Raw genomic sequence first — 24,196 nt, forward strand, 5'->3', positions numbered from 1 at the left:
AGAACTTCATGTCCAAGACGCAACTGTTCGACCTCGACGGCAAGATCGCATTCGTTTCTGGTGCCAGCCGAGGCATTGGTGAAGCCATTGCCAAGCTCCTGGCCCAGCAAGGCGCTCACGTTATTGTTTCCAGCCGCAAGATTGATGGCTGCCAAGCCGTTGCCGATGCAATAATCGCTGAGGGCGGAAAAGCCACTGCGATTGCCTGCCACATTGGTGAGATGGAGCAAATCCAAAGTGTGTTCGCGCAGATTCGTGAACAGTTTGGTCGCCTGGATATTCTGGTCAATAACGCCGCCACCAACCCACAGTTCTGCAACGTGCTTGACACGGACCTGTCCGCCTTCCAAAAGACCGTCGACGTCAATATTCGTGGTTATTACTTCATGTCGATCGAAGGCGGCAAACTGATGAAGCAAAACGGCGGCGGCAGCATTATCAACGTTGCGTCAATTAACGGTGTTTCACCAGGCGAGTTTCAGGGCATCTACTCCGTGACCAAAGCTGCGGTCATCAGCATGACCAAGGTCTTTGCCAAGGAATGCGCTCAATTCGGTATCCGTTGCAATGCACTGCTACCGGGCCTGACCGACACCAAATTCGCTTCGGCACTGACCAAGAACGACGCCATCCTCAACATTGCACTGCAACGTATTCCACTCAAGCGTGTAGCCGACCCAAGCGAAATGGCTGGCACTGTGCTCTACCTTGCCAGTGACGCATCCAGCTACACCACAGGTGTTGCCCTGAACGTCGACGGCGGCTTCCTTTCGTAAAGTCAGGCGGCTATTCGCAGCGCAATGGTGGCTGAAAAGCATCCAGCCACCATTGCGCGAGGGTCCTGCAAATTTGACTCCGCAGATGTGAAGCCTAAAGACGAATGAACACACGTCATCCGCCTTACCAAAAACCAAGCCATTACGAACGGCGCAAACCTTGCCAACTATTCCTTACACGGAGCATCACTTCCAGTCTTTAAGTGCCTGGCGGGCCGCCTCATTGGTGGGTTCTGCAAGCAGCCCGGTCGGCGTCAGGGTAACGGCATACTGGGCGTTGTCGGCGACAGGCAGATAGGTCACGCGCAGTGCCTGCGGCTCAAACATCAGCAAGTCGTGTTTACCCAAGCGCAGCCAGCGCCACAGATCAATACCATACGGGCTTTGCGCAAGCTCAGCCTGCGCGTGTTGCGACATAGACTGCTGCTCAATTGCCAAGAACCGCCCGGTAAGCTTTTGCAAGCGATAGCCCGGCTTGAGACCAATCAGATCAGCGATGCCTTTCCAGCGCAGCAAACGCGCGTCCAACTGCCACAAATCACCCTGAATGATCACCTTGTGCCTGGCCTCGCCTTCAGTGATTTGAACCTGATAGCGATCGCCATCGGCTTTAAAACTCAGCGTGGCCAACGGGCCGTTTTCAGGCAAGGGCGAATAGCTGTAAAGGTCGTAGGCGACCAACCCGATAAGCGCAGCCAAGCCTAAAAAAATCAAGCCACAGGTGCCACGCAGCCAGCCAAGTAACCAGTTGCCGCCAAACAAAATACGCGCTGCTACCAGCACCGCTAATACCGCCAACAGCGCTGTTGCCCACGCCAAGCCATCGTATTGCATCAAGCACATCCCTTATTGATGAAAATGCTGGCATTATGCGCAGCGACTGCATTACCGCCCTGCGAACCGAACACAGGTTTTCTTTTCTTATGCTACTGCCTTTCGAGCTTGCTGTTGACCCAACGACTTTACTAATTCTGGTAGGTGTCGCATTTATCGCCGGTTTTATTGATGCCATTGCCGGTGGCGGCGGTTTGCTGACCATTCCAGCCCTGCTAACCGCAGGCCTGCCCCCTCATCTGGTATTGGGCACTAACAAACTCAGCTCTACATTTGGAGCCGCAGTCGCCAGTTACACCTTTTACCGGCGTAAGTTGTTTAACCCGGTCAACTGGCGCAACGCGCTAATCGGCACAGCGGTGGGCGCACTGCTTGGCGCAGCCATCGCACAATGGTTACCCGCCGAGTGGCTGAATCAAATGCTGCCGGTAATCGTGTTTGGCTGTGGCCTGTACTTGCTGTTCGGTAAAACCCCGGATATCCCCCTTGACCCTGACGCCCCCATCGCCAAACGCCGCCAGTGGCCGCAAAGCATCACCTTGGGTTTGTATGACGGCGTTGCTGGCCCAGGCACTGGTGCGTTCTGGACAGTCAGCACACTGCTGCTCTACCCACTTGATCTGGTTCGGGCCAGCGGCGTCGCCCGCACCATGAACTTTGTCAGCAATATCTGCGCCCTGGCGATCTTTATCGCCAGCGGGCAAGTGGCCTGGATTCTGGGCATTTGCATGGGCTCAGCCCTGATGGTGGGGGCTTATATTGGCGCGCACACCGCAATCAAAGGCGGCTCTAAGTTTATCCGTCCGGTGTTTATCCTGGTGGTCTTAGCGTTGACCGCGCGCCTAGCTTGGCAGCACTGGTTCGGGCATCCCTAAGCGACGCGCCACATACAGATCAATCAAGTAGCGCGCAATCGAGCGGCTGGCCGGTAAAGGTGGCAACTCGCGCACATTGAACCACTGCGCATCTTCAATTTCTTCTGGCTGCATGACGATATCGCCAGCGGCATATTCAGCATGGAAACCGAGCATCAAAGAGTGTGGAAATGGCCAACCCTGACTCCCCAGGTAATTGACGTTTTTGACTTGAACGCCGACTTCCTCAAAGACTTCACGGGCGACACATTGCTCCACCGACTCACCGGCCTCAACAAACCCCGCCAAAGTGCTGTAAATACCACTGACGAAGCGCGGGGAGCGCGCCAGCAGAACCTCATCACCACGCGTGACCAACACGATCATGCTCGGCGACAAGCGCGGATAATGGCGCAGTTCGCAACGCGGGCACTGCATTGCGCGCTCATTAAGCACTTGCTGCATCGGCGCTGCACAACTACCGCAAAAACGGTGTTCACGAGACCAGGTGCCAATCTGTGCCGCGTAGCTGAGCAAGCGGAACATATCCGCATCACCTTCAAGCATGACCTGGCGCAAGCTTTGCCAACTAAACCCCGGTAAATCCACTGCCGAGTCAAGCTCAAGCAAGTAAATAGTATCGCCATCAAAATGACCGATACCGTGCTCGGCGATTACCGCAATATCTTGCTTCTTCAGCCACTCACGCGGAAACAAAACACCATTGCTGTCTGCCAGAAAGTGTTGCTTGCAGTGAGCAATGGCCCAGCCACCGGCCTGCAGATGATCGACAATGGATGGCTGCCATCGTGTGCTCATCAGGCTGCTACCGAAAGGCCCAGCGTACGAACGCTTTCAGCCGCAAGGTCCAATACGCTTGGACGTGTTTGTTCTTGCATCACCGCACCTGCTTCAAGGTAATACTCAAGACTGCTCAGCGCATCCGCGAGCGTTTCGAGCATATGTTCGCTTGGCATTTGGGTGCTGTCCACCATCTGGCTCTGAATATAGCCCGCGCAGGCACCGATCAACTCAGCGGCGCGCTCCTGACCCAGGAACCACAGCCCGCCACGGACCGCCTGCAGGCTAAATGGCACATTGGACAGGTGCATGCGATCGCCATTGGACTCCAGATAAGCAGTAATTGCCCGCTTGCTCAGGGCCAAACCTGCTTGCGCCTCATCAATCACCACAATTCGCGCTTCGAGTAATTGATGATAAGCAAAGAGTTCCGCTTCGCTACGCTGGGGCTCAGCTGAAGGACGCATGCGTGGCTGGTCAGCATTGAGGCTGGCGACCATACCTTCGACATAAAGAATCGTATCAGCCAATTTGTGCAACTCAGCCATGGGCGGTACAGCCCCCTCGCGCCAAGTTGCAACGACCAGCACTTGCTCGCTCAGTGAGTTGCCAGCCGAGCTCAATCCAACCATGCCCAGCGTTTTACTCATTTTGCCAAGCAAGGCGTGCAAACTGGTCAACACATCAGCCTGAACAGTGCCGCGCTCGATGAGGTCGAGCATATCTTTGACGCTGGACAACTCTTCACGAATCGCGGTGCTGAGTGAGCGCATGACGGACTTGCCCGGCCCAGCTAGCCGCTTCGACTCTTCCTCGATCAGGTGGTCGGTAAACGGCAGCGGCGTGAGCCCGAAAACATCTCGCAAGGCAGACACTTGCGGGCCTGCACTGTCGGACAACGCAACGAGGTAAAGCAATTCTTTGAGCAAACTGCGCGGCGGCTCATAGGTGCTGTTGAGCAGGATCTTTTTCAACTCGCGGTCAACCCGGCCAAACAGCTGCTTACGCGGCTGACGGGAGAGCAACAAGCCTTCATTTTGCGCTTCCAAAGCGGCAGCACAAATCCAGCACAGTCGACCACGGGGCTCATTGGCAAACAAACCATCAAGGCGTTGCATGGCCCGGGTCATTAATTTCAGGCTACCTTGCGGGTTTGGCTCACGAATAAACCCAAGCAGGCCCACCTGATACATCTGCCGTAGCCGACGGCCTTCAACTTCTTTGGCAGCACCATCCAACGCGGCAGTCGGGGTACGCGGCCGCGGCTGATCAAGCCGCACACTGAAAAAGAAACTTTCCGGCAATGCATGCTGGCCGCCCGCTTTGCGCAGGTCGTTGATGGCCGGTAGCAATAACTCGGGCATTTCCTGACGATGAGCGTCAACGTTTTCAAGATAGCGACGCAATACGTGCAAGGCATTGCTCAGTGCGGAAATCTGCACGTCACGCTCTTCACCCGCCCCTGCTGGAATATCAGTGGCCTGATCGAGCACTTCTTGAGCCAGCAATTCAGCACCGGCCAGCTCGATCAAGTTGAGCGTGCCTCGCACCTGATGCAGACTTTCCACAGCTTGTTGCAACAAGCTGCCGTTGTGCCGCTCGAGAATAAACTGCTCGAGACTCGATTCGGCCTCAAACATAGTAGCGAATAGTTCTTCACGAACCAGGTTAAGCGAAGTCGCACCGGAAACCATGAGCTATTGCGCCTCCCGCGCGGTCAGTTTTATTGATTGCGGGCGCTGCATCAGTCGGCGAACTCCGGCTTTTGTTTACTCATATGAGCAGCCATGGCCACGCGTAAATCTGCGGACTGCAACATGGCGGCGTTCCAGGTGGCAACGTACTCCAGGCCATCATCAACACGATGATCACGCATGTAGCGAATCATTTCTTTGGTGCCACGGATTGCCACGGGCGATTTCTCAGCAATGTCTTTAGCCAGCTGCATCACGCCGTCTAGTAAGGCTGAATTATCAGCATAAGTGCGATTGACCAAGCCGATGGAGCGCGCCTCATGACCGTCAATGGTTCGGCCGGTAAAGGCCAGCTCACGCATCATGCCATCGCCGATGATACGCGGCAGGCGCTGCAATGTGCCGACGTCTGCGGCCATGCCGATGTCGATTTCTTTAATGGAAAACTGTGCATCTTCAGTGCAGTAACGCATGTCGCAGGCAGAGACCAAATCAATGGCACCGCCCAGGCAATACCCTTGAATGGCCGCGAGCACGGGCTTGCGGCACAGGTCAACGGCATTGAAAGAGGCTTGAAGCTCAAGAATTTTGCGGCGCAGGGTTTCGGCATTGCGTCCGACATCTTTGCCCAAGTTATTGCCAACTTGCGCCAACATCATCAGGTCTATCCCTGACGAAAAATGCTTACCCGCACCCGAAAGCACTACAACGCGAACTTCGTCAGTGGCATCAATCCAGCGGAAGATATCAATGATCTCCGTCCAGAAGTCCGCGTTCATTGCGTTGATTTTTTCCGGGCGATTGATTTGCACATGGGCAATTTTATCCGCCAATTCAACGTGAAAGGCTTTGTATTCGGCCATGGCTTGGTTCCTCAGCGGCAGACGGAGCGCGCATAATTTTCTTCTAATAATAACCGCCCAACTATATCAAGGCCGGCATAAATGTCGATCCTATCCACTGTGACGCAGGCCACCTTCTCAGGCTAAAGCATGACATTGATAAGCGCAGCTAACACTTTGATCTACCGGCAATAGCAATCCCCCCTGAGCGGATGCTGGCACCCCGTGCCGGTGCAAGCCCCGCAACAGATGCATTACTGGCGGATGCAATCAACGGTATAGGTCACTTCGCCAGCCTCCTCCTGGCGCTGTAAACCATGCACGTCCGCATCAAATCCCGGGAAGCTGTTATCGAAGCGCCGTGCGAACTCCAGGTAATCAATAATTGCCCGCGTTGCTGGCGTAAAGCGCTCGCCTGGCATGATAAGCGGAATCCCCGGTGGATATGGAACCAACATCACGGCAGCCACACGCCCTTCCAACTGATTGACGGGCACGGCTTCGACCTCCCCACGGACCAACTGGTTGTAGGCATCGGCGGGCTTAATGGCGACTTCAGGCAGCACGGTATACATATGCTTGAGGGCTTTGGCTGTGGCGTTTTCGCGATAACAGTTGTGCAATGCATCGCACAAGTCGCGCAACCCAAGACCCTGATACTGCACGCCACCCGCCTTGGCAATTGATGGCAACACACTGAGCAGCGGTAGGTTGGCGTCGTAGCTGCGCTTGAACTCAAGCAATTCGGTCAGCAGCGTGCTCCATTTACCCTTGGTAATCCCCATTGAGAACAGCACCAAGAATGAATACAGGCCGGTTTTCTCAACAACCAAGCCGCGCTCCCACAGGAACTTGCTCACCACAGCCGCTGGAATGCCACGATCATCGAGCTTACCGCCTGCGGTGAGCCCGGGCATGACTAGGGTGACCTTGATGGGGTCAAGCAGCACGTAATCTTCGGCAATGTCACCAAAACCATGCCAATCAGCCTGAGGTTGCAGCACCCAATCAGTGGTTACTACTTCATCCGTGCCCTCGGCCTGCGGTGGCTGCCAAATAGTGAACCACCAATCATCAGCACTGAGATTCTGCCCTAGGTTGGCCAGTGCTCTCCTAAAGCTTAAAGCCTCGTCAAAGGTTTCCTGAATCAACGAACGCCCTGCCGGACCTTCCATCATCGCCGATGCCACATCTAACGAGGCGATAATCCCGTACTGCGGCGAAGTCGAGATGTGCATCATAAAGGCTTCGTTAAAGCGATCAGTATCCAGTTGGCGCACGCCGCCGTCCTGCACATGAATCATCGACGCCTGGCTGAAAGCCGCGAGCAATTTGTGTGTGGAGTGCGTGGTAAAAACCAGTGGCGTGTTTTCTGTACGTGTTGTGCCCATGCCATAGCGACCTCGATAAAACTCATGGAATGCCGCATAGGCAAACCAAGCTTCATCGAAATGCAGCACTTCAACGCTGTCACCCAGGGTTTGCTTGACCAATTCGGCGTTGTAGCAGAGCCCGTCATAGGTCGAGTTGGTCACCACCGCCAGCTTGACTTTGGGTTCACGACCACGCGCCAGAGGGCTGGCATCGATCTTGGCCTGAATCGACTCGCGGCTGAATTCACTCAGTGGAATGGGCCCGATAATCCCCAGTTCATTGCGTTCCGGGCAGAGATAGAGCGGAATCGCGCCGGTCATGATGATCGAATGCAAAATCGATTTATGGCAATTGCGGTCAACCAACACCAAGTCATCGCGCCCAACCATGCTGTGCCAAACGATTTTGTTGGCTGTCGAGGTGCCATTAATCACGAAATAGGTGTGATCGGCGCCGAAATTACGCGCTGCACGAGCCTCCGCTTCGGCCAACGGCCCCGTATGGTCAAGCAGTGAGCCCAACTCAGGCACAGAAACCGACAAATCTGAGCGCAGGGTGTTTTCCCCAAAAAACTGGTGAAATGCTTGCCCCACCGGGCTTTTACGGTAGGCCACACCGCCACCATGGCCTGGCGTGTGCCAGGAGTAGTTGGATTGCGAAGTATGTTGAACCAGCGCTTTGAAGAAAGGCGGCAACAGACCATCAAGGTAATTGCGTGCTGCCCTCGCTACTTGGCGGGCGAGAAAGGGAACGGTGTCCTCAAACAAATACAGAATGCCGCGCAGCTGATTTAAATCAGCCATGGCTTCAGCCGGGGCATTCTCGATAGTGACTTGCTCGCCCAGGGCGAAGATGGGCAGTTGCGGTGCACGCATACGGGCAATGCGAATCAACTCAACCATATCCTGGAGCAGGTGTTTATTTTCCCCCGCTCCCTCGGCGGCCACCAATATGCAGGCCAGACCATGGTGGGTTGAGGCAACAATGCGCCCTTCTGCCGAGCTTGCTGTCGACAGAATGCTGAACCCATCCTGCTCAAGCTCTTGGGCAATCGCCCGTACGCGATCACCGGCGACAGTGTCAGCCTTGATGTCACGGTGGACGATCAGTACAGGAAACTTTAGATCTTTATGCATTATGTTGTCCCTGAAAGTGACAGACCACGGCCTGTCTATCACCTCAGGTTAGAGCTTGCGCAACGCCGACGGAACCCCCACTGCTTCACAGTGTACGAAAAGGTCGCGCGCGGATAATTCTCAAGACTCGGTTTCGACCTTCGGCTGCTCCAACTGCAGCCATAAAGGCAGTGCACCGGCTGATTTTTCAATCGCAGCCAAACGTGTGCTGTGCTCGCTCAACTCAGCTTCATTGGCAGCGATCACCTTGGTCAGCAGGCGATCTGCTGGCAGGCGCTTAATTGCCGTGGGTTGCTGACGCCCCCCTGAACCATCGCCTTCGGAACCGTCACCAGCCAACGACAGGTTGGTCTGGCCACCGGTCATTGCCAGGTAAACGTCTGCCAGAATTTCGGCGTCGAGCAAGGCACCGTGCAAATCACGGCCTGAATTGTCGACATCGTAACGCTTACACAGCGCATCAAGGCTGTTGCGCTGCCCCGGATGCCGCTCACGGGCCATGACCAAGGTGTCGAGAATAGCGCAATGGTCGGTCAGGTCGGAGCGATCCTGGCGGCCTTGCAGGACAAACTCATTGTTGATGAAACCGACGTCGAACGGCGCGTTGTGGATGATTAACTGAGCGCCTTTGATAAATTCAAAGAACTCATCCGAGATGTCTTTGAAATGCGGTTTACCCGTCAGAAACTCGTTGGTGATACCGTGGACGGCGATTGCACCTTCATCGATTTCACGATCAGGTTGCAGGTACACATGAAAGTGACGACCCGTTAAACGTCGGCCAATCAGCTCAACACAACCGATCTCGATGATCCGATGTCCATCTGTAACAGGTAAACCCGTGGTTTCAGTATCGAGAACTACTTTTCTATCAGCCACTTGATTGTTAACCGTCATCACATATCCGCCTTTAAACTCAGGCTGAATCTTAACATGGCTGAACCGCCACTAGCGCTTGCCAGCAGTCTCAATTAGTTTTTCCGTAAGGGCTTTGGCTGCCGCTGAAAGATTGGTTCCCGCTAGATGAATCAACCCGACGCGTTGTTCGATGCGCGGTTGGTCGAGCGGCACACAACGCGCGCCCAACGCCTGCATTTGTTCGCGACACAGGCTTGGCACCACGCTGACGCCCAAACCTTGAGACACCATGCGCCCGATGGTCACCAGTTGATGACTTTCGAATGCAACGGGCAGTCGACCGGGCCTTGCGCTTACGCTGTTTTCCAGCAAGGTTCGCACCGCAGAAGGCCTCTGCAAGGCAATAAACGGCTCACTGAGCAAGTCGTTCCATTGCAGTTCTGCATAGTCCGCCAACGGGCTGGTTGCGGGCACTACAGCGATAAATCGATCTAAATACAGGGCCGTGAAATTCAAGCCTTCAAGAGACTGCGGCTCCAACACAACCCCCAACTCGACACGGTGGTTGCGTACCATTTCCACGACCTGTTCATTGACCACATCATGCACCGTGACATTGATGTTGGGGTGACAATCACGGAATGCCTTGAGCGCCACCGGCAGCAGGCTGGCCGCAAACGATGGCAGCGCAGCAACAGCCACACGCCCCAGTTGCAGGGTGAAATGCTGACGCAAAAGCTCTTCGGTATTGTCCCAGTCAGCCACCAGCCGGCGGGCAAGCGGCAATAGCACCTCCCCTTCGCGAGTCAGCGCTACATTGCGGGTTGTACGGACGAGCAAAGCTCCGCCGAGCGAGTCTTCAAGTGTCTTGATCGCCAAACTCAGTGCCGGCTGTGAAAGGTGCAAGTGGTGACTTGCCTGGGCGAACGACAGGGACTGCGCAACAGCAAGAAAGGCACGAAGCTGCTTAATGGACATTATTCAGAAAAACCTATTAATTCTAATTAAAAACAAACTTAACAAATAATACTCAGCAACAGACACTGAAGCCATCTCCGGTCCCCGACCGACGCCACGACCACAGGAGCAATGAGATGGCTGGGCTAGATAAACGCGTATACAGCTATGAGGAGGCCCTTGCTGGCCTCACTGATGACATGACCGTATTGGCCGGGGGCTTCGGGCTTTGCGGCATCCCCGAAAACCTGATCGGCGAGATCCGCCGCCGAGGCGTAAAAGGCCTGACCGTGGTATCCAACAACTGCGGCGTCGACGGGTTTGGCTTGGGCGTACTGCTTGAAGATCGACAGATTCGCAAGATGATTGCCTCTTACGTCGGCGAGAACGCACTCTTTGAACAGCAGTTACTCAACGGCGAACTGGAAGTTGAGTTGACGCCACAGGGCACGCTTGCGGAAAAACTACGCGCAGGCGGTGCTGGCATCCCGGCATTTTTCACTGCCACCGGTTATGGCACTCCAGTGGCCGAGGGTAAGGAAGTACGCCAATACGGTGATCGCCACTATATTCTTGAGCCGTCAATCACTGGCGACTTCGCCATCGTCAAAGGCTGGAAGGCTGACCACTTCGGTAACGTCATCTACCGTCACACGGCACAAAATTTCAACCCACTGGCCGCCACCGCTGGCCGCATCACGGTGGTTGAGGTCGAAGAGATTGTCGAGCCTGGCGAACTCGACCCGGCGCAGATCCATACGCCCGGCATCTACGTCGACCGAGTTATTCAAGGCAGCTTCGAAAAACGCATTGAAAAACGCACCGTACAGGCGTGAGCCACCCACACTAAAGAGAGGCTGCTTATGGCACTTTCCCGCGAACAAATGGCTCAGCGCGTAGCCCGCGAATTAAAAGATGGTTTTTACGTGAATTTGGGCATTGGCATTCCAACACTGGTAGCCAACTATGTACCGGATGACATCCAAGTGATGCTGCAATCGGAGAATGGCCTTCTCGGCATGGGCGCCTTCCCCAAGGATGAAGATGTCGATGCAGACATGATCAACGCGGGTAAACAGACAGTCACGGCAATCAAGGGTGCTTCAATTTTTTCCTCGGCAGAGTCTTTCGCCATGATCCGCGGCGGTCATGTTGACCTGACTGTACTGGGTGCTTTCGAGGTTGATATCGAAGGCAACATCGCCTCTTGGATGATTCCAGGCAAGCTGATCAAAGGCATGGGCGGCGCAATGGATCTTGTGGCAGGAGCCGACAACATCATCGTGACAATGACGCATGCATCCAAAGACGGTGAGTCCAAGCTACTGCCACGCTGCAGCCTGCCGCTGACGGGCGCTGGCTGCATCAAGAAAGTACTGACCGACCTTGCCTATCTTGAAATCGAAGGCGGCGCTTTCATTCTTCGTGAACGCGCACCTGGCGTGAGCGTCGAAGAAATTGCCGAAAAAACTGCAGGGCGCTTGATCATCCCTGAACATGTACCGGAAATGACATTCTGATGGCATTTGCACCTAGCCTTCCCTCCGTCAAATGGCGAGGGAAGGCTAACGCCTTAAACGCTAGCCCTGCTTCAGGCTTCTAACATCATCAACGCCACGGTTCGCCAGTTGGTCCGCCCGCTCGTTGCCAGGGTGGCCGGTATGGCCGCGCACCCACTGCCAGGTCACTTTGTGGCGATTAACCTGCTCATCTAACTGTTGCCACAGGTCAGCATTCTTGACCGGCTGCTTGGCAGCGGTTTTCCAGCCACGCTTCTTCCAGTTGGGCATCCAGTCTTGAATGCCCTGCATCACATATTGCGAGTCCGTAACCAGGCGCACATCGCACTCACGCTTAAGCTCAGCCAGGGCCCGAATTGCAGCGGTAAGCTCCATGCGATTGTTGGTGGTTTCGGCTTCCCCACCCCACAACTCTTTCTCGACACCTTTAAACACCAACAAAGCACCCCAGCCACCTACGCCAGGGTTACCCTTGCACGCGCCATCGGTATAGATTTCAACTTGTTCTGACATGCAGAGCGTTTCTCTCAATAAATTCAATCAAGCCGGTGCCGACAAATGCGGTAATACGCACCTAGGTAGCGGACTTATCCGCATCGCAGCGGCTGATCTTAGCCACCGGCATCGGCACTAGAGCGCCCATAGGCTCACGTCGCGGTTCACGCAGCGGCCGTAAGCCGACAACCAATTTGCGCGCCACCAATAAATAAAAGCCACCCGTTGGTGCTTGCCAAGCGCCCGCCCATGATTCTAATGGCGCGAGTCGCTGCTGCCAGACGCGTGAAGCAAGCGGCGGACGATAGCACCCGAAGCGGCGTTTCTCCAGCGCGAAACCAAGCAGGCGTAACCAGTCACACACCCGACTGGAAGAAATGCAGCGCGCTTGATGCAAGGCATCGCGCGTCAGGACATGCCGTAAACCCCAACTGCTGATCGGATTGATACCGACTATCAGTAAATGCCCGCCGGGCCTGACACTGTGCGCAGCCTCACGTAATAAACCATGGGGAGACAGGCTGAAATCAAGCCCATGCTGCAACACCACCACATCAGCCGCATGCTCGGTCATTGGCCAAGCGTGCTCTTCACAGGCAATGTCGACCCCAGCAAAGGGAGCACCGACCCGCACGCAATGTTGAATCTGTTCGACCCGGGGAGGCTCGCCTGCAAATGGCCCGTAATGCAGCATGTAACTGCCGAAGAAGCGTGCCAGCTCCTCTTCAATCAAGGGCTGCTGACTTTCCAGCATTAGCTGGCCATAAGGCCCGCTAAACCATTGTCGAGCACTGGCAATCAAATCTAGCCACTGTACGTCGGCGTTGGCAAACGGCGTTTCTGAGCGTTGCTGATCTGACATTCATCGATTCCTGCGTAGCCCTTAGAGGCCGTGAAGCCTAAGATGCACCTTTGTTTAAACCTTGGCGACTGACGACCATGATAAACATCCAAGCCCTACCTGCATTCTCAGACAACTATATCTGGTTGTTACAAGATCCCGAGTTACGCCACTGTGCAGTGGTGGACCCAGGTGACGCCGCACCGGTTGAAGCCTGGCTGAACAGTAACCCAGACTGGAAATTAACCGACATCCTGATCACCCACCATCATTTCGATCATGTGGGCGGTGTCGAGCAACTCAAAGCCGCTACTGGCGCGCGCGTGACCGGCCCAGCCAATGAAAAAATCCCGGCACGCGACGTGGCGTTACGCGAAGGCGATGAAGTTCAAGTACTGGGGCAAACCTTAAGGGTTATTGAAGTCCCGGGCCATACACTGGGTCATATTGCCTACTACCAGCAAGATCAGAACCTGCTGTTCTGCGGTGACACCTTATTTGCCGCAGGTTGCGGCCGTTTGTTTGAAGGTACGCCTGAGCAAATGCATGACTCACTCAGTCGTCTGGCTGCCCTGCCTGCCAATACGGCGGTGTACTGCACCCACGAATATACCCTGAGCAATTTACGCTTTGCCCAAGCAGCTGAACCCGGCAACCCAGCCATTGAACAGCGCATCAACGATGTCAGTCAATGGCGAAAAAATGATCAGATCAGCCTGCCTTCCAGCCTCGAACTGGAACTGGCAACCAATCCTTTTTTACGTACAGACAAACCTGCTGTTTTGCAAAAACTAGACGAGCGGAGCGGCCCCCGCGAGCGCTCCCAGGTGCAGGCCTTTGCTGAACTTCGCGCCTGGAAAGACAGCTTTTAAAAGGTCGACGCATCCACAAAACCCTGGTCAAAACTTGACCAGGGTAAAAACGGTTTCTAGAATCGCCCGACATTTGCATCTGGAAGACCATCATCGCTAATGCTTTTATCACCACGCAACCCCTTGAATCCAAAGGCATTAGCACAAGGCGCACAAGCGCTCGTGGTGGTGTTCTGTGCGACTCTGGCTGGCTGTCAAAGCACGCCACAGGTCAGCGACGAAGTGACGTCAATCCAGCGCCACAAACCACAACCTGTGTGGCTCAACACTCAGGCCGAGCCAGAGGTCGCCACTGATATATGGGAACGGGTGCGTGACGGTTACGCGATGCAAGATACCATCGGTATCAACCCTCGCATTGAACAGCAGCGTCTCTGGTTTGTCAGCAACCCCTCTTTTATCGAGAACGCCAGCGAACGCAGCAGCCCCTACATCCACTACATCGTAGAACAGCTCGAAAAGCGCGATATGCCAACAGAGCTGGCATTGCTACCGATGATTGAAAGTGCCTATAACCCCCTCGCGCTTTCTCACGCCAACGCAGTAGGCTTGTGGCAATTTATGCCCGCCACCGGCAGACACTTCAACCTGCGCCAAACAAGCTGGTATGACGGCCGCCGTGATGTCATGGCGTCAACCAATGCAGCCATGAATTACCTGTCGCGCCTGCACGATATGTTCAATGGTGACTGGCTACTGGCTTTGGCGGCGTACAACGCCGGTGAAGGCCGGGTCAGCCGCGCGATCGAACGCAACCAGAAACTGGGGCTACCAACCGATTACTGGAACCTCTCGCTGCCGACTGAAACGCAAAACTATGTGCCAAAACTGCTGGCCCTTTCACAGGTCATCATGACGCCAAAAGCTTATGGCGTCAGCCTCAGCCCAGTGGCCAACCAGCCCTACTTCGAGCAAGTCGCACTGAACCGAAACATGGATCTGTCGAAAATTGCCGAAATGATGGACCTTGATGAGGATGAGCTCTATCAACTCAACCCGGCCTTCAAGCGTCGTATCACCATGGACGGCCCGCCAAGCTTGTTGGTACCGGTCGAAAAAGCCGAAATATTGACCGCCAGCCTGTCAACCATGAAACCGCAAGACATGGTGACCTGGCAGGAATACAAAGTACGTCGTGGCGACACCCTTAGCAGTATCGCCAACCGCTACAACACCAGCATCAGCGGTATTCGCGAGCTGAACAAGTTAAGCGGCAATAACCTGCGCATCGGCCAAAACCTTAGCTTGCCGATGCGCGCAGGAACAACGCTGAGTTCAGGCCAACAACTTGCCAGTGCCCGCCCGGCAAAGCTACGAAACTATCGAGTCAAGTCAGGTGATAACCTTTGGTCGATTGCCAAGGCCAACAAGGTTTCAGTCTCTGAAGTAAAACGCTGGAACAAGCTCAGCGGCAATTCGCTGAAAGTAGGTCAAACCCTGGCCATGGCGGATACATCCAGCGCGCGATCAGCCATTAGCCGCAAGCAAAACGCTGTGACCTATTACAAGGTGCGTAAAGGTGATTCCCTGTCGGTGATTGCGCAGCGCTTCAAAGTCCCGATGAAACACATTAAAACCTGGAACCCGCGCACCGGCAGCGCGCTTCGTCCCGGCCAAACCCTGACCCTACGCCTGCCACGCTAATGCAAGCGCCGCCCGGCGCTTGGGTAGCTCACCTTGCCAGTCACCAATTGCTTTGTGGGATTGCAGTGCTGTCGCAGTGCGCTGCCCGGCCACTCCCACGACAAAACTAATCACACGGCTAAAGACACTCAAGCGCCTAGTCTTTTTCCTGTCGATACAAGCTGTTACTGTACCGGGCAAGATGCCCATAGCCGCCACGGATCGGAAATATCACTTGATACGTCGCCTCATCCCATTACTGATCAGCCTTGTTATGTGTTGTCCCGCCGGGGCAACCATTATCAAAAGCCATGGCTATGCTCAATTCGGTGCGCTCAAGTACCCTGCTAGCTTTACCCATTTCGATTGGGTAAACCCTGATGCGCCGAAGCGTGGCACCCTGAAAATCATGGCCTCGGGCACCTTTGACACCCTTAATCCCTATACATTCAAGGGGTCTAGCCCGATCTCGACTGCAAATTTCTTGCAGTACGGCGTCACCGAGATGAATGAGCCCTTGATGGTTGGCACCGGCGCTTATGACCCATCTGGGGATGAGCCGGCATCAAGTTATGGTTTGATCGCCGAGACGGTTGAATACAGCGAAGATCGCAGCTGGGTGGTCTTCAACCTGCGTAAAAATGCCAAGTTTCACGACGGTAAACCGATTACCGCCTATGATGTCGCCTTCTCCTATCGCACATTGCTCAAGGAAGGCCATCCGCAATATCGCACCAACCTGCAGGAAGTGAAGCGCGTCGATATCCTCAATCGGCATCGCATTCGCTTTGTGTTCAAGCGTGCAGGCAACCCACTGCTGATACTGCGCTTGGGCGAGTTGCCAGTGTTGCCGCAGCATTATTGGAAAGACCGCGATTTCACCGCCACCACTTACGAGCCGCCGCTCGGCAGTGGCCCCTACAAAATCACTAACGTCAGCCCAGGCCGCAGCCTGACCTTTGAACGGGTGAAAAACTGGTGGGGCAAAGACCTGGCGGTAAACCGCGGCAAATACAATTTCAATAAGGTTAGGGTCGATTTTTATCGCGATAGCAATGTCGCGTTCGAGGCGTTCAAAGCTGGAGAGTTTGATTTCTACATCGAACAACAAGCCAAGAACTGGGCCAACGGCTACAACTTCCCGGCAGTGGAACGTGGCGACGTGGTCAAGGTTGAAATCCCGCACAAGATTCCAACCCAAACCCAAGCCTTGTTTATGAACTCACGGCGGCCGCTGTTTGCCGATGTCAGAGTCCGCGAAGCATTAGGTTTGATGTTTGACTTTGAGTGGACCAACCGCACGCTGTTTAACACCTCATACACCCGCGCCAGCAGTTATTACCCAAACAGCGAGTTCTCTGCCACTGGTAAGCCGGTAGGTGCTGAATGGCTGCTGCTTTCGCCCTACCGCAGCGAGCTGCCGGAAAAGCTGTTTACCGACCCCTTTGTTGTACCGCAAACACAAGGTCACGGTATTCCGCGGGAAACCTTACGCCGCGCCTTGGGTCTATTGGCCGACGCTGGCTGGAAGCCTTCAGCCAATGGCCTGGTGAACAGCAAGGGTGAACAGTTTCATTTTGAATTACTGCTGGTTAACTCAAGCCTTGAACGCATCTATCAGCCATTTGCCAAGAACCTGGCAATCCTCGGGATTCAAGCAGATTTGCGCAGCGTCGATCGTGCCCAATACAAACAACGTTTGGATCAATTCGACTTTGACATGATATCCCTGACCCTTGCGCAAACCCTTAGCCCCGGACTAGAGCAGTCCCTGTATTTCCATTCCAGCCAAGGCAAGGTCAAGGGCGGCAAAAACTATGCAGGGATCGACAGCCCCGTGGTTGATGCCATGGTTGAAAAGCTGCTCTCGGCACAAACTCGCGACGAACAAGTTGCAGCAACGCGCGCCTTAGACCGTGTGCTGCTATGGGGCTATTACAGTATCCCCAACTGGTACATCAATTATCATCGGCTGGCTTATCGCAATCGCTTTGCTCATGTCCCCACACCGCCCTATACATTGGGGCTGCGTACCTGGTGGCTGAAACCCACGGAGAAAACCCAATGACGCATTCACTGCGCTCATTTGCAGTTCACACAAGCGCCATTTTTCTGCTCGGTCTGTCCTGCCTGACACAGGCAGCGCCGCAACATGCCGTCACCTTGTATGACGAAGCGCCAAAATACCCGGCGAACTTCACCCACTTTGACTATGCGAACCCGGACGCGCCCAAAGGTGGAACCTTGCGCCAGGCCGGTTTTGGCGGCTTCGACAGCCTCAACCCCTATATCAACAAAGGGGTGTCTGCCGATGACCTGGGGCTGATCTATGACACCCTCACCGTTCACTCCCTGGATGAGCCGTTCACTGAATATGGCTTGATCGCCGGCAAAATAGAAAAAGCCCCAGACAGCAGTTGGGTACGCTTCTACCTGCGCCCCGAAGCCCGCTTCAATGACGGCACCCCAGTCACCGCCGAAGACGTCAAGTTCACCTTCGACACCTTGATCAGCAAAGGCTCCCCGATGTACCACGGCTACTACGCGGACGTAGAAAGCGTCGAAGTTGAAGGCCCTCTTAAAGTTCGCTTCAAATTTAAGCATGCAGGCAACCGCGAACTGCCGCTGATTGTCGGTCAACTCCCAGTGTTACCAAAACACTGGTGGGCGGAGCGCGATTTCAGCAAAAGTAACCTGGACGTTCCACTGGGCAGTGGTCCTTACCGCATTGCCGAGGTTAAGCCTGGCCGTACCATCCGCTACGAGCGGGTCAAGGATTACTGGGGCAAAGACCTCGCAGTCAACCGCGGCTTCTACAATTTCGACACCATGCGGATCGACTACTACCGCGATAACGACGTGGCGTTGCAGGCGCTCAAGGCCGGTCAGTTCGACTACTGGCTGGAAACCAGTGCAAAGAACTGGGCAACGGCCTATAACACTTCAGCCGTAGCCAATGGCCAGTTGATCAAAGAAGAACTGAAAAACGCCAACCCAACCGGGATGCAAGGTTTTATCTTCAACATCCGCCGGGATTTGTTTAAAGACCCGCGTGTGCGAGAGGCATTCGGTCTGCTGTTTGACTTTGAGTGGGCTAACAAACAGCTATTCAATGGTGCCTACAGCCGTACCCACAGCTATTTCGATAACTCTGAGCTGGCGTCCAGTGGCCTGCCGGATGCCGACGAACTGAAAATACTTGAACCGCTACGCGACAAGATTCCTGCCAAGGTGTTTACCGACGAATTCACCCTGCCCGTGACCAAAGCCACCGGCATGATTCGCGAACAGCAGCGCCGCGCCTACCAGCTATTGCAGGAAGCCGGCTGGCGTGTCGAAGGCGACCATATGCTGGACGCGAGTGGCAAACCGGTCAGCTTCGAATTCTTACTCGCCCAAACGGAATTTGAGCGCATCCTGTTGCCTTACAAACGCAACCTGGCCGATTTGGGTATCGACATGGTCATCCGCCGCGTCGATGTCTCGCAATACATCAATCGCCTGCGATCGCGTGATTACGACATGATTGTGGGGGGCTTTCCGCAATCCAACTCACCGGGTAACGAACAGCGCGAATACTGGCATTCGAGCAGTGCCGATCGCCCGGGCAGCCGTAACTTTATCGGACTCAAAGACCCTGCTATCGATGAACTGGTGGTTGGCCTGATCGGCGCTGACTCGCGCAAGAATCTAATTGATCACACGCGTGCCCTCGATCGCGTCCTGCTCTGGGGCTACTACGTCGTACCTAACTGGCACATCAAAACGTGGCGCGTAGCCTACTGGAACACCCTTCAGCACCCCGATGTAACGCCCATGTATGACATTGGCATCAATACCTGGTGGGCCCGCCCGGCTTCGCCTGAAACAGAAGCCGCAAAGCACGCAGCTGAAGCTGAAGCTGAAGCTGAAAACCCTGCTGCAGCACCCGCTGCCGAGCCAGAAGAAACACCCGAAACGCCTGACCTAGCGCCTGAAGCTAAAGGCACGGAGCAATAATATGCTGGCGTATATCATTCGTCGCCTCTTGCTCATCATTCCGACGCTGTTTGGCATTCTACTGATTAACTTCATCATCATTCAGGCCGCTCCAGGCGGCCCTGTTGAACAGATGATTGCCAAGCTGGAAGGCTTTGAAGGTGCCACCAGCCGGATTGCGGGTGGCGGTTCTGAAGTCTCGGTCGCGGGCTCCAACTACCGTGGTGCACAAGGCCTGGATCCAGAACTGGTTGCTGAGATCGAGCATATGTATGGCTTCGATAAACCCGCGCCAGAGCGTTTCTGGATCATGCTCAAAAACTACGCCCACTTCGACTTTGGCGAGAGTTTCTTCCGCGATGCCAAGGTACTCGACCTGATCATCGAAAAAATGCCGGTCTCCATCTCGCTTGGGCTCTGGAGCACCTTGATCATGTATTTGATCTCGATCCCCATGGGCATCGCTAAGGCGACCCGCCATGGCAGTGCGTTTGACGTTTGGACCAGTTCGGCAATTATCATCGGTTATGCGATTCCGGCGTTTCTATTTGCCATTCTGTTGATTGTGGTATTCGCCGGCGGCAGTTATCTCAACTGGTTTCCCTTACGTGGGCTGACCTCAAACAACTTCGATGACCTGAGTACCACGGGCAAGATTCTGGATTATTTCTGGCACTTGATCCTGCCCGTCACAGCGCTGGTAATCGGCAACTTCGCCACGCTGACGCTGCTGACCAAAAACAGCTTTCTCGATGAGATCAACAAACAATATGTAGTCACCGCTCGCGCCAAAGGCCTGACCAATACCCGCGTGCTATACGGCCATGTGTTTCGCAACGCGATGCTGTTGATCATTGCCGGATTCCCGGCGGCGTTTATCGGTATTTTCTTTACCGGCTCCCTATTGATTGAAGTGATTTTCTCACTCGACGGCCTCGGTCTGATGAGTTTTGAGGCAGCAATCAACCGTGATTACCCAGTGGTATTTGGCACCCTGTTTATCTTCACATTATTGGGTTTGGTGGTGAAATTGATTGGCGATATCACCTACACCCTGGTCGATCCGCGCATCGACTTTGAAAGCAGGGAGAATTGATATGGCACTGTCCCCCATTAACCAGCGCCGCTTCGAGCGATTTAAAGCGCACAAGCGTGGCTGGTGGTCGCTGTGGATCTTCCTCGCATTGTTCACCCTGACTCTGGGCGCGGAATTGATCGCCAACGACAAACCCCTGGCCGTGCGCTACGACGGCCAATGGTACTTTCCGGTATTCAAGCGCTACCCAGAAACCGTGTTCGGCGGCGAGTTCCCACTCCAGGCCAACTACAAGAGCCCGTACATTCAGGAACTGATTGCCGATAAAGATGGCACGATGATCTGGCCGATCATCCCGTTCAGCTATTCGAGCATCAATTACGACCTGCAAGTTCCCGCGCCAGCCCCACCCTCCTCGGTCAATTGGCTAGGCACTGACGACCAAGGTCGTGACGTGTTGTCGAGGGTGATTTATGGCTTCAGGATCTCGGTGATGTTCGCCTTGATCCTGACCATACTCAGTTCGATCATCGGCGTATTCGCAGGTGCCTTGCAGGGTTTCTATGGCGGCTGGGTCGATTTGGTCGGCCAGCGCTTTCTTGAAGTGTGGTCCGGCCTACCCGTTTTGTATTTGCTGATTATCCTGGCCAGCTTTGTCCAGCCCAACTTCTGGTGGCTGCTGGGCATCATGTTGCTGTTCTCATGGATGAGCCTGGTCGACGTGGTCCGCGCCGAGTTTCTGCGCGGGCGCAACCTAGAATACGTGCGCGCCGCCCGTGCACTGGGCATGGAGAACGGTGCCATTATGTTCCGCCACATTCTGCCCAACGCCATGGTTTCGACCATGACCTTTATGCCCTTTATTCTCACCGGCGCGATTGGCACCCTGACCGCGCTGGATTTCCTCGGCTTTGGCTTGCCGCCAGGGGCACCGTCGCTTGGCGAACTGGTTGCCCAAGGCAAATCCAACCTGCAAGCGCCGTGGCTGGGGATCAGTGCATTTGCCGTGCTGGCAATCATGCTCAGTTTGTTGGTGTTTATAGGCGAGGCCGCTCGCGATGCCTTCGACCCGAGGAAGTAAGATGACCGACACTGACAACCTCATCGAAGTACGCGACCTGGCGGTTGAATTCGTCACCGGGGATAAACGCCAGCGGGTGGTCGAAAACATCAGTTTCGATATCCGCCGCGGTGAAACACTGGCCCTGGTGGGTGAAAGTGGATCGGGTAAATCCGTCACCGCCCACTCGATTCTGCGCCTGCTGCCCTACCCGTTGGCCCAGCACCCAAGCGGCACCATTCGCTACCAGGGCGAAGACCTGCTGAGCATGAACGAGAAGAAACTGCGTGGCATCCGTGGCAACCGCATCGCCATGGTGTTTCAGGAGCCCATGACCTCGCTGAACCCACTGCACTGCATCGAAAAACAAATCAACGAGGTCCTCGCGCTGCATAAAGGCCTGAGCGGTAAAGCAGCCACGGCGCGCACCCTTGAACTCCTCGGCCTGGTCGGCATTCCTGAACCACGCAAACGTCTCAAGGCTTATCCCCATGAATTGTCAGGCGGTCAGCGCCAGCGGGTGATGATTGCCATGGCGCTGGCCAACGAACCAGAGCTACTGATCGCCGATGAGCCGACCACCGCACTTGATGTCACCGTGCAGCTGAAAATCCTTGAACTGCTCAAGGATTTGCAGGCGCGACTGGGTATGTCATTGCTGCTGATCAGCCACGATCTGAACCTGGTCAGAAGAATTGCTAACCGCGTATGTGTCATGCAGCGCGGAAAGATCGTCGAACAGGCGTCATGTGAAGATTTGTTCGCTGCACCGCAGCATTCCTATACTCAGGAACTGCTCGGAGCGGAACCCAGCGGCGACCCCGTCGATAACCCGCCGGGTGAACCCATATTGGAAGTTGACGACCTGCGCGTGTGGTTCCCGATCAAAAAAGGGCTCATGCGCCGTACCGTTGATTATGTGAAAGCAGTGGATGGCATTAACTTTAGCCTGCCACAGGGCCAAACCCTGGGCATTGTGGGTGAAAGTGGTTCCGGTAAATCCACCCTTGGCTTGGCTATCTTGCGCTTGCTCGGGAGCCAAGGCGGGATACGCTTTCAGGGTCAGGCAGTTGATGGCCTTTCGCAGAAGCAAGTACGGCCGTTACGCCGGCAAATGCAGGTGGTGTTTCAGGACCCCTTCGGTAGTTTGAGCCCACGCATGTCAGTGGGACAAATCATCGGTGAAGGCCTGGATATTCACAGCATGGGCAGCAAGGCGGAGCAGGAACAAGCTGTAATTGATGCACTCATAGAGGTAGGTCTCGATCCGGAGTCTCGGCATCGCTATCCCCATGAGTTTTCAGGTGGGCAACGGCAACGTATCGCCATTGCCCGTGCACTGGTACTTAAACCGGCGCTGATACTACTCGACGAGCCCACTTCGGCGCTCGACCGGACTGTTCAGCGCCAAGTTATTGAGTTGTTGCGGTCATTGCAGGCCAAGTACAACCTGACCTATCTGTTCATCAGCCATGATTTGGCAGTTGTCCGGGCAATCAGCCATCATTTAATGGTGGTTAAACAAGGTCAGGTAGTTGAACAAGGTCCGGCAGAGGCGATATTCGCCGCACCGCAGCATATTTATACTCAGCAACTGCTGGAGGCAGCCTTCTTGGCACCAGCAACGGCTGACTAATCCTTGCGAATAGGAAGAGGAACAACACATGGGTTTTCTAACCGGTAAGCGCGTACTGATCGTTGGCGTTGCCAGCAAACTCTCAATCGCCTCGGGCATTGCTGCAGCGATGCACCGTGAAGGTGCTGAACTGGCGTTCACCTATCAGAACGAAAAACTCAAAGCCCGTGTTGAAGGCTTTGCCGCTGATTGGGGCTCAAACGCGGATCTGTGCTTTCCATGTGACGTGGCAAACGATGAAGAAATTGTCTCTGTCTTCGAAGCCCTGAGCAAAAAGTGGGACGGCCTTGACTGCATCGTTCACTCAGTCGGCTTTGCCCCTGGCGACCAACTGGATGGCGACTTCACTGATGTCACCACCCGCGAAGGCTTCCGCATCGCTCACGACATCAGCGCTTACAGCTTTGTTGCCTTGGCAAAAGCCGGTCGCGAAATGATGAAGGACCGCAATGGTAGCCTGCTGACCCTGTCCTACCTGGGTGCTGAGCGCACCATGCCTAACTACAACGTCATGGGCATGGCCAAAGCCAGCCTTGAAGCCGGTGTCCGTTATCTGGCAGGCAGCCTCGGTCCAGAGGGTACCCGTGTTAACGCCATCTCTGCTGGCCCTATTCGCACGCTGGCGGCCTCGGGCATCAAGAGCTTCCGCAAAATGCTGGCCGCTAACGAAAAACAAACACCCCTGCGCCGCAACGTAACCATCGAAGAAGTTGGCAACGCGGGTGCCTTCCTTTGCTCCGACCTGGCTTCGGGCGTGAGCGGTGAGATCATGTACGTCGACGGCGGCTTTAACACCACCGCAATGGGTGCAATGGACGAGTAATTTGCCCCACGCATAATGCTTGCACCCTGAAACGCCCGGCGCATTGTTTGCCCGGGCGTTTTTTATGCGCCCCAATATTCCAATCTGTGTTGCTTTACGACCCTGTAAATTGCTGCGTTACCGCTTTAGCACGCGGTTTATTTGATTTTTGCACGACGCTTTCGACAGATCCGTCTATTCTTTATT

Annotated in this window: 21 protein-coding genes; 12 read left to right on the plus strand and 9 right to left on the minus strand. The window is 54.9% G+C overall.

Annotated features, from left to right (window positions below):
* Nucleotides 1-8: 8 nt before the first annotated feature.
* Complete coding sequence (locus tag ACIGCM_RS10950; RefSeq protein WP_397502090.1) at nt 9-776, plus strand: SDR family oxidoreductase; 768 nt, start codon at nt 9-11, stop codon at nt 774-776.
* A gap of 186 nt (nt 777-962) precedes the next feature.
* Here the strand turns inward: ACIGCM_RS10950 and ACIGCM_RS10955 are convergent, their stop codons facing one another.
* The gene (locus ACIGCM_RS10955; protein WP_397502091.1) at nt 963-1,610 is read right to left on the minus strand and encodes a hypothetical protein; all 648 of its coding nucleotides are present in this window, start codon (nt 1,608-1,610) and stop codon (nt 963-965) included.
* 95 nt (nt 1,611-1,705) lie between these two features.
* Here ACIGCM_RS10955 and ACIGCM_RS10960 point away from each other — a divergent pair, with 95 nt between their 5' ends.
* On the plus strand, nt 1,706-2,485 hold the full coding sequence (locus ACIGCM_RS10960; RefSeq protein WP_397502715.1) for a TSUP family transporter: 780 nt from the start codon (nt 1,706-1,708) through the stop codon (nt 2,483-2,485).
* On the opposite strand, the gene nudC is transcribed toward ACIGCM_RS10960, so the two are convergent.
* The 6 genes from nudC to ACIGCM_RS10990 all read right to left on the minus strand — a co-directional run bounded on the left by nudC (nt 2,453) and on the right by ACIGCM_RS10990 (nt 10,147).
* Complete coding sequence (gene nudC / locus ACIGCM_RS10965; protein WP_397502092.1) at nt 2,453-3,283, minus strand: NAD(+) diphosphatase; 831 nt, start codon at nt 3,281-3,283, stop codon at nt 2,453-2,455. The two genes, ACIGCM_RS10960 and nudC, sit on opposite strands and share 33 nt — an antisense overlap.
* On the minus strand, nt 3,283-4,959 hold the full coding sequence (locus tag ACIGCM_RS10970; RefSeq protein ID WP_397502093.1) for a ferrous iron transporter B: 1,677 nt from the start codon (nt 4,957-4,959) through the stop codon (nt 3,283-3,285). The genes nudC and ACIGCM_RS10970 overlap by 1 nt, the downstream gene beginning before the upstream one ends.
* A 50-nt stretch (nt 4,960-5,009) precedes the next feature.
* Complete coding sequence (locus ACIGCM_RS10975) at nt 5,010-5,822, minus strand: crotonase/enoyl-CoA hydratase family protein (RefSeq protein ID WP_397502094.1); 813 nt, start codon at nt 5,820-5,822, stop codon at nt 5,010-5,012.
* Nucleotides 5,823-6,055: 233 nt separating this feature from the next.
* Nucleotides 6,056-8,311, minus strand: coding sequence for an Orn/Lys/Arg decarboxylase N-terminal domain-containing protein (locus tag ACIGCM_RS10980; protein ID WP_397502095.1), 2,256 nt, complete (start codon nt 8,309-8,311; stop codon nt 6,056-6,058).
* Nucleotides 8,312-8,431: 120 nt separating this feature from the next.
* Complete coding sequence (gene dnaQ / locus ACIGCM_RS10985) at nt 8,432-9,208, minus strand: DNA polymerase III subunit epsilon (RefSeq protein WP_397502096.1); 777 nt, start codon at nt 9,206-9,208, stop codon at nt 8,432-8,434.
* Between the two features lie 51 nt (nt 9,209-9,259).
* On the minus strand, nt 9,260-10,147 hold the full coding sequence (locus ACIGCM_RS10990; protein ID WP_397502097.1) for a LysR family transcriptional regulator: 888 nt from the start codon (nt 10,145-10,147) through the stop codon (nt 9,260-9,262).
* A 116-nt stretch (nt 10,148-10,263) separates the two neighbouring features.
* On the opposite strand from ACIGCM_RS10990, the gene ACIGCM_RS10995 reads away from it, so the two are divergent.
* Nucleotides 10,264-10,962 carry a CoA transferase subunit A gene (locus ACIGCM_RS10995; RefSeq protein WP_397502098.1) on the plus strand — a complete coding sequence of 233 codons (699 nt, stop codon included), beginning with the start codon at nt 10,264-10,266 and terminating at the stop codon, nt 10,960-10,962.
* A 27-nt stretch (nt 10,963-10,989) separates the two neighbouring features.
* Nucleotides 10,990-11,646: a CoA transferase subunit B gene (locus tag ACIGCM_RS11000; protein WP_397502099.1), complete on the plus strand. Its 657-nt coding sequence runs from the start codon at nt 10,990-10,992 to the stop codon at nt 11,644-11,646.
* A 60-nt stretch (nt 11,647-11,706) separates the two neighbouring features.
* On the opposite strand, the gene rnhA is transcribed toward ACIGCM_RS11000, so the two are convergent.
* Nucleotides 11,707-12,159, minus strand: coding sequence for a ribonuclease HI (gene rnhA, locus ACIGCM_RS11005; protein ID WP_397502100.1), 453 nt, complete (start codon nt 12,157-12,159; stop codon nt 11,707-11,709).
* A gap of 61 nt (nt 12,160-12,220) precedes the next feature.
* A complete protein-coding gene (locus tag ACIGCM_RS11010; protein ID WP_397502101.1) occupies nt 12,221-13,003 on the minus strand; it encodes an SAM-dependent methyltransferase in 783 nt (260 codons plus the stop codon).
* Between the two features lie 77 nt (nt 13,004-13,080).
* Here ACIGCM_RS11010 and gloB point away from each other — a divergent pair, with 77 nt between their 5' ends.
* From gloB to fabI, 8 genes are all read left to right on the plus strand, one after another.
* A complete protein-coding gene (gene gloB, locus ACIGCM_RS11015; protein WP_397502102.1) occupies nt 13,081-13,854 on the plus strand; it encodes a hydroxyacylglutathione hydrolase in 774 nt (257 codons plus the stop codon).
* A 99-nt stretch (nt 13,855-13,953) separates the two neighbouring features.
* The gene (locus ACIGCM_RS11020; RefSeq protein ID WP_397502103.1) at nt 13,954-15,498 is read left to right on the plus strand and encodes a LysM peptidoglycan-binding domain-containing protein; all 1,545 of its coding nucleotides are present in this window, start codon (nt 13,954-13,956) and stop codon (nt 15,496-15,498) included.
* 253 nt (nt 15,499-15,751) lie between these two features.
* Entirely contained in the window at nt 15,752-17,545 is a 1,794-nt protein-coding gene (locus ACIGCM_RS11025; protein WP_397502104.1) for an extracellular solute-binding protein, read from the plus strand.
* Complete coding sequence (locus ACIGCM_RS11030) at nt 17,542-19,476, plus strand: extracellular solute-binding protein (protein WP_397502105.1); 1,935 nt, start codon at nt 17,542-17,544, stop codon at nt 19,474-19,476. Before ACIGCM_RS11025 ends, ACIGCM_RS11030 begins: the two co-directional genes overlap by 4 nt.
* Before the next feature lies 1 nt (nt 19,477).
* Complete coding sequence (locus ACIGCM_RS11035; protein ID WP_397502106.1) at nt 19,478-20,551, plus strand: microcin C ABC transporter permease YejB; 1,074 nt, start codon at nt 19,478-19,480, stop codon at nt 20,549-20,551.
* 1 nt (nt 20,552) lies between these two features.
* Nucleotides 20,553-21,572, plus strand: coding sequence for an ABC transporter permease (locus ACIGCM_RS11040; RefSeq protein ID WP_397502107.1), 1,020 nt, complete (start codon nt 20,553-20,555; stop codon nt 21,570-21,572).
* A gap of 1 nt (nt 21,573) precedes the next feature.
* Nucleotides 21,574-23,187, plus strand: coding sequence for an ABC transporter ATP-binding protein (locus ACIGCM_RS11045; protein WP_397502108.1), 1,614 nt, complete (start codon nt 21,574-21,576; stop codon nt 23,185-23,187).
* 28 nt (nt 23,188-23,215) lie between these two features.
* Nucleotides 23,216-24,010, plus strand: a complete 795-nt coding sequence (gene fabI, locus ACIGCM_RS11050; RefSeq protein ID WP_397502109.1) for an enoyl-ACP reductase FabI — start codon at nt 23,216-23,218, stop codon at nt 24,008-24,010.
* Nucleotides 24,011-24,196 lie beyond the last annotated feature (186 nt).

The organism is Pseudomonas sp. NPDC078700 (genome assembly GCF_044542375.1).
Taxonomy (GTDB): domain Bacteria; phylum Pseudomonadota; class Gammaproteobacteria; order Pseudomonadales; family Pseudomonadaceae; genus Aquipseudomonas.

Excerpts from the sequence above, each read along its gene's own strand:
- ACIGCM_RS10950 (WP_397502090.1), top strand. The coding sequence starts at position 9 with ATGTCCAAGACGCAACTGTTCGACCTCGACGGCAAGATCGCATTCGTT.
- ACIGCM_RS10955 (WP_397502091.1), bottom strand. The coding sequence starts at position 1,610 with ATGCAATACGATGGCTTGGCGTGGGCAACAGCGCTGTTGGCGGTATTA.
- nudC (WP_397502092.1), bottom strand. The coding sequence starts at position 3,283 with ATGAGCACACGATGGCAGCCATCCATTGTCGATCATCTGCAGGCCGGT.
- ACIGCM_RS10970 (WP_397502093.1), bottom strand. The coding sequence starts at position 4,959 with ATGGTTTCCGGTGCGACTTCGCTTAACCTGGTTCGTGAAGAACTATTC.
- ACIGCM_RS10975 (WP_397502094.1), bottom strand. The coding sequence starts at position 5,822 with ATGGCCGAATACAAAGCCTTTCACGTTGAATTGGCGGATAAAATTGCC.
- ACIGCM_RS10980 (WP_397502095.1), bottom strand. The coding sequence starts at position 8,311 with ATGCATAAAGATCTAAAGTTTCCTGTACTGATCGTCCACCGTGACATC.
- dnaQ (WP_397502096.1), bottom strand. The coding sequence starts at position 9,208 with ATGACGGTTAACAATCAAGTGGCTGATAGAAAAGTAGTTCTCGATACT.
- ACIGCM_RS10990 (WP_397502097.1), bottom strand. The coding sequence starts at position 10,147 with ATGTCCATTAAGCAGCTTCGTGCCTTTCTTGCTGTTGCGCAGTCCCTG.
- ACIGCM_RS10995 (WP_397502098.1), top strand. The coding sequence starts at position 10,264 with ATGGCTGGGCTAGATAAACGCGTATACAGCTATGAGGAGGCCCTTGCT.
- ACIGCM_RS11000 (WP_397502099.1), top strand. The coding sequence starts at position 10,990 with ATGGCACTTTCCCGCGAACAAATGGCTCAGCGCGTAGCCCGCGAATTA.
- rnhA (WP_397502100.1), bottom strand. The coding sequence starts at position 12,159 with ATGTCAGAACAAGTTGAAATCTATACCGATGGCGCGTGCAAGGGTAAC.
- ACIGCM_RS11010 (WP_397502101.1), bottom strand. The coding sequence starts at position 13,003 with ATGTCAGATCAGCAACGCTCAGAAACGCCGTTTGCCAACGCCGACGTA.
- gloB (WP_397502102.1), top strand. The coding sequence starts at position 13,081 with ATGATAAACATCCAAGCCCTACCTGCATTCTCAGACAACTATATCTGG.
- ACIGCM_RS11020 (WP_397502103.1), top strand. The coding sequence starts at position 13,954 with ATGCTTTTATCACCACGCAACCCCTTGAATCCAAAGGCATTAGCACAA.
- ACIGCM_RS11025 (WP_397502104.1), top strand. The coding sequence starts at position 15,752 with ATGTGTTGTCCCGCCGGGGCAACCATTATCAAAAGCCATGGCTATGCT.
- ACIGCM_RS11030 (WP_397502105.1), top strand. The coding sequence starts at position 17,542 with ATGACGCATTCACTGCGCTCATTTGCAGTTCACACAAGCGCCATTTTT.
- ACIGCM_RS11035 (WP_397502106.1), top strand. The coding sequence starts at position 19,478 with ATGCTGGCGTATATCATTCGTCGCCTCTTGCTCATCATTCCGACGCTG.
- ACIGCM_RS11040 (WP_397502107.1), top strand. The coding sequence starts at position 20,553 with ATGGCACTGTCCCCCATTAACCAGCGCCGCTTCGAGCGATTTAAAGCG.
- ACIGCM_RS11045 (WP_397502108.1), top strand. The coding sequence starts at position 21,574 with ATGACCGACACTGACAACCTCATCGAAGTACGCGACCTGGCGGTTGAA.
- fabI (WP_397502109.1), top strand. The coding sequence starts at position 23,216 with ATGGGTTTTCTAACCGGTAAGCGCGTACTGATCGTTGGCGTTGCCAGC.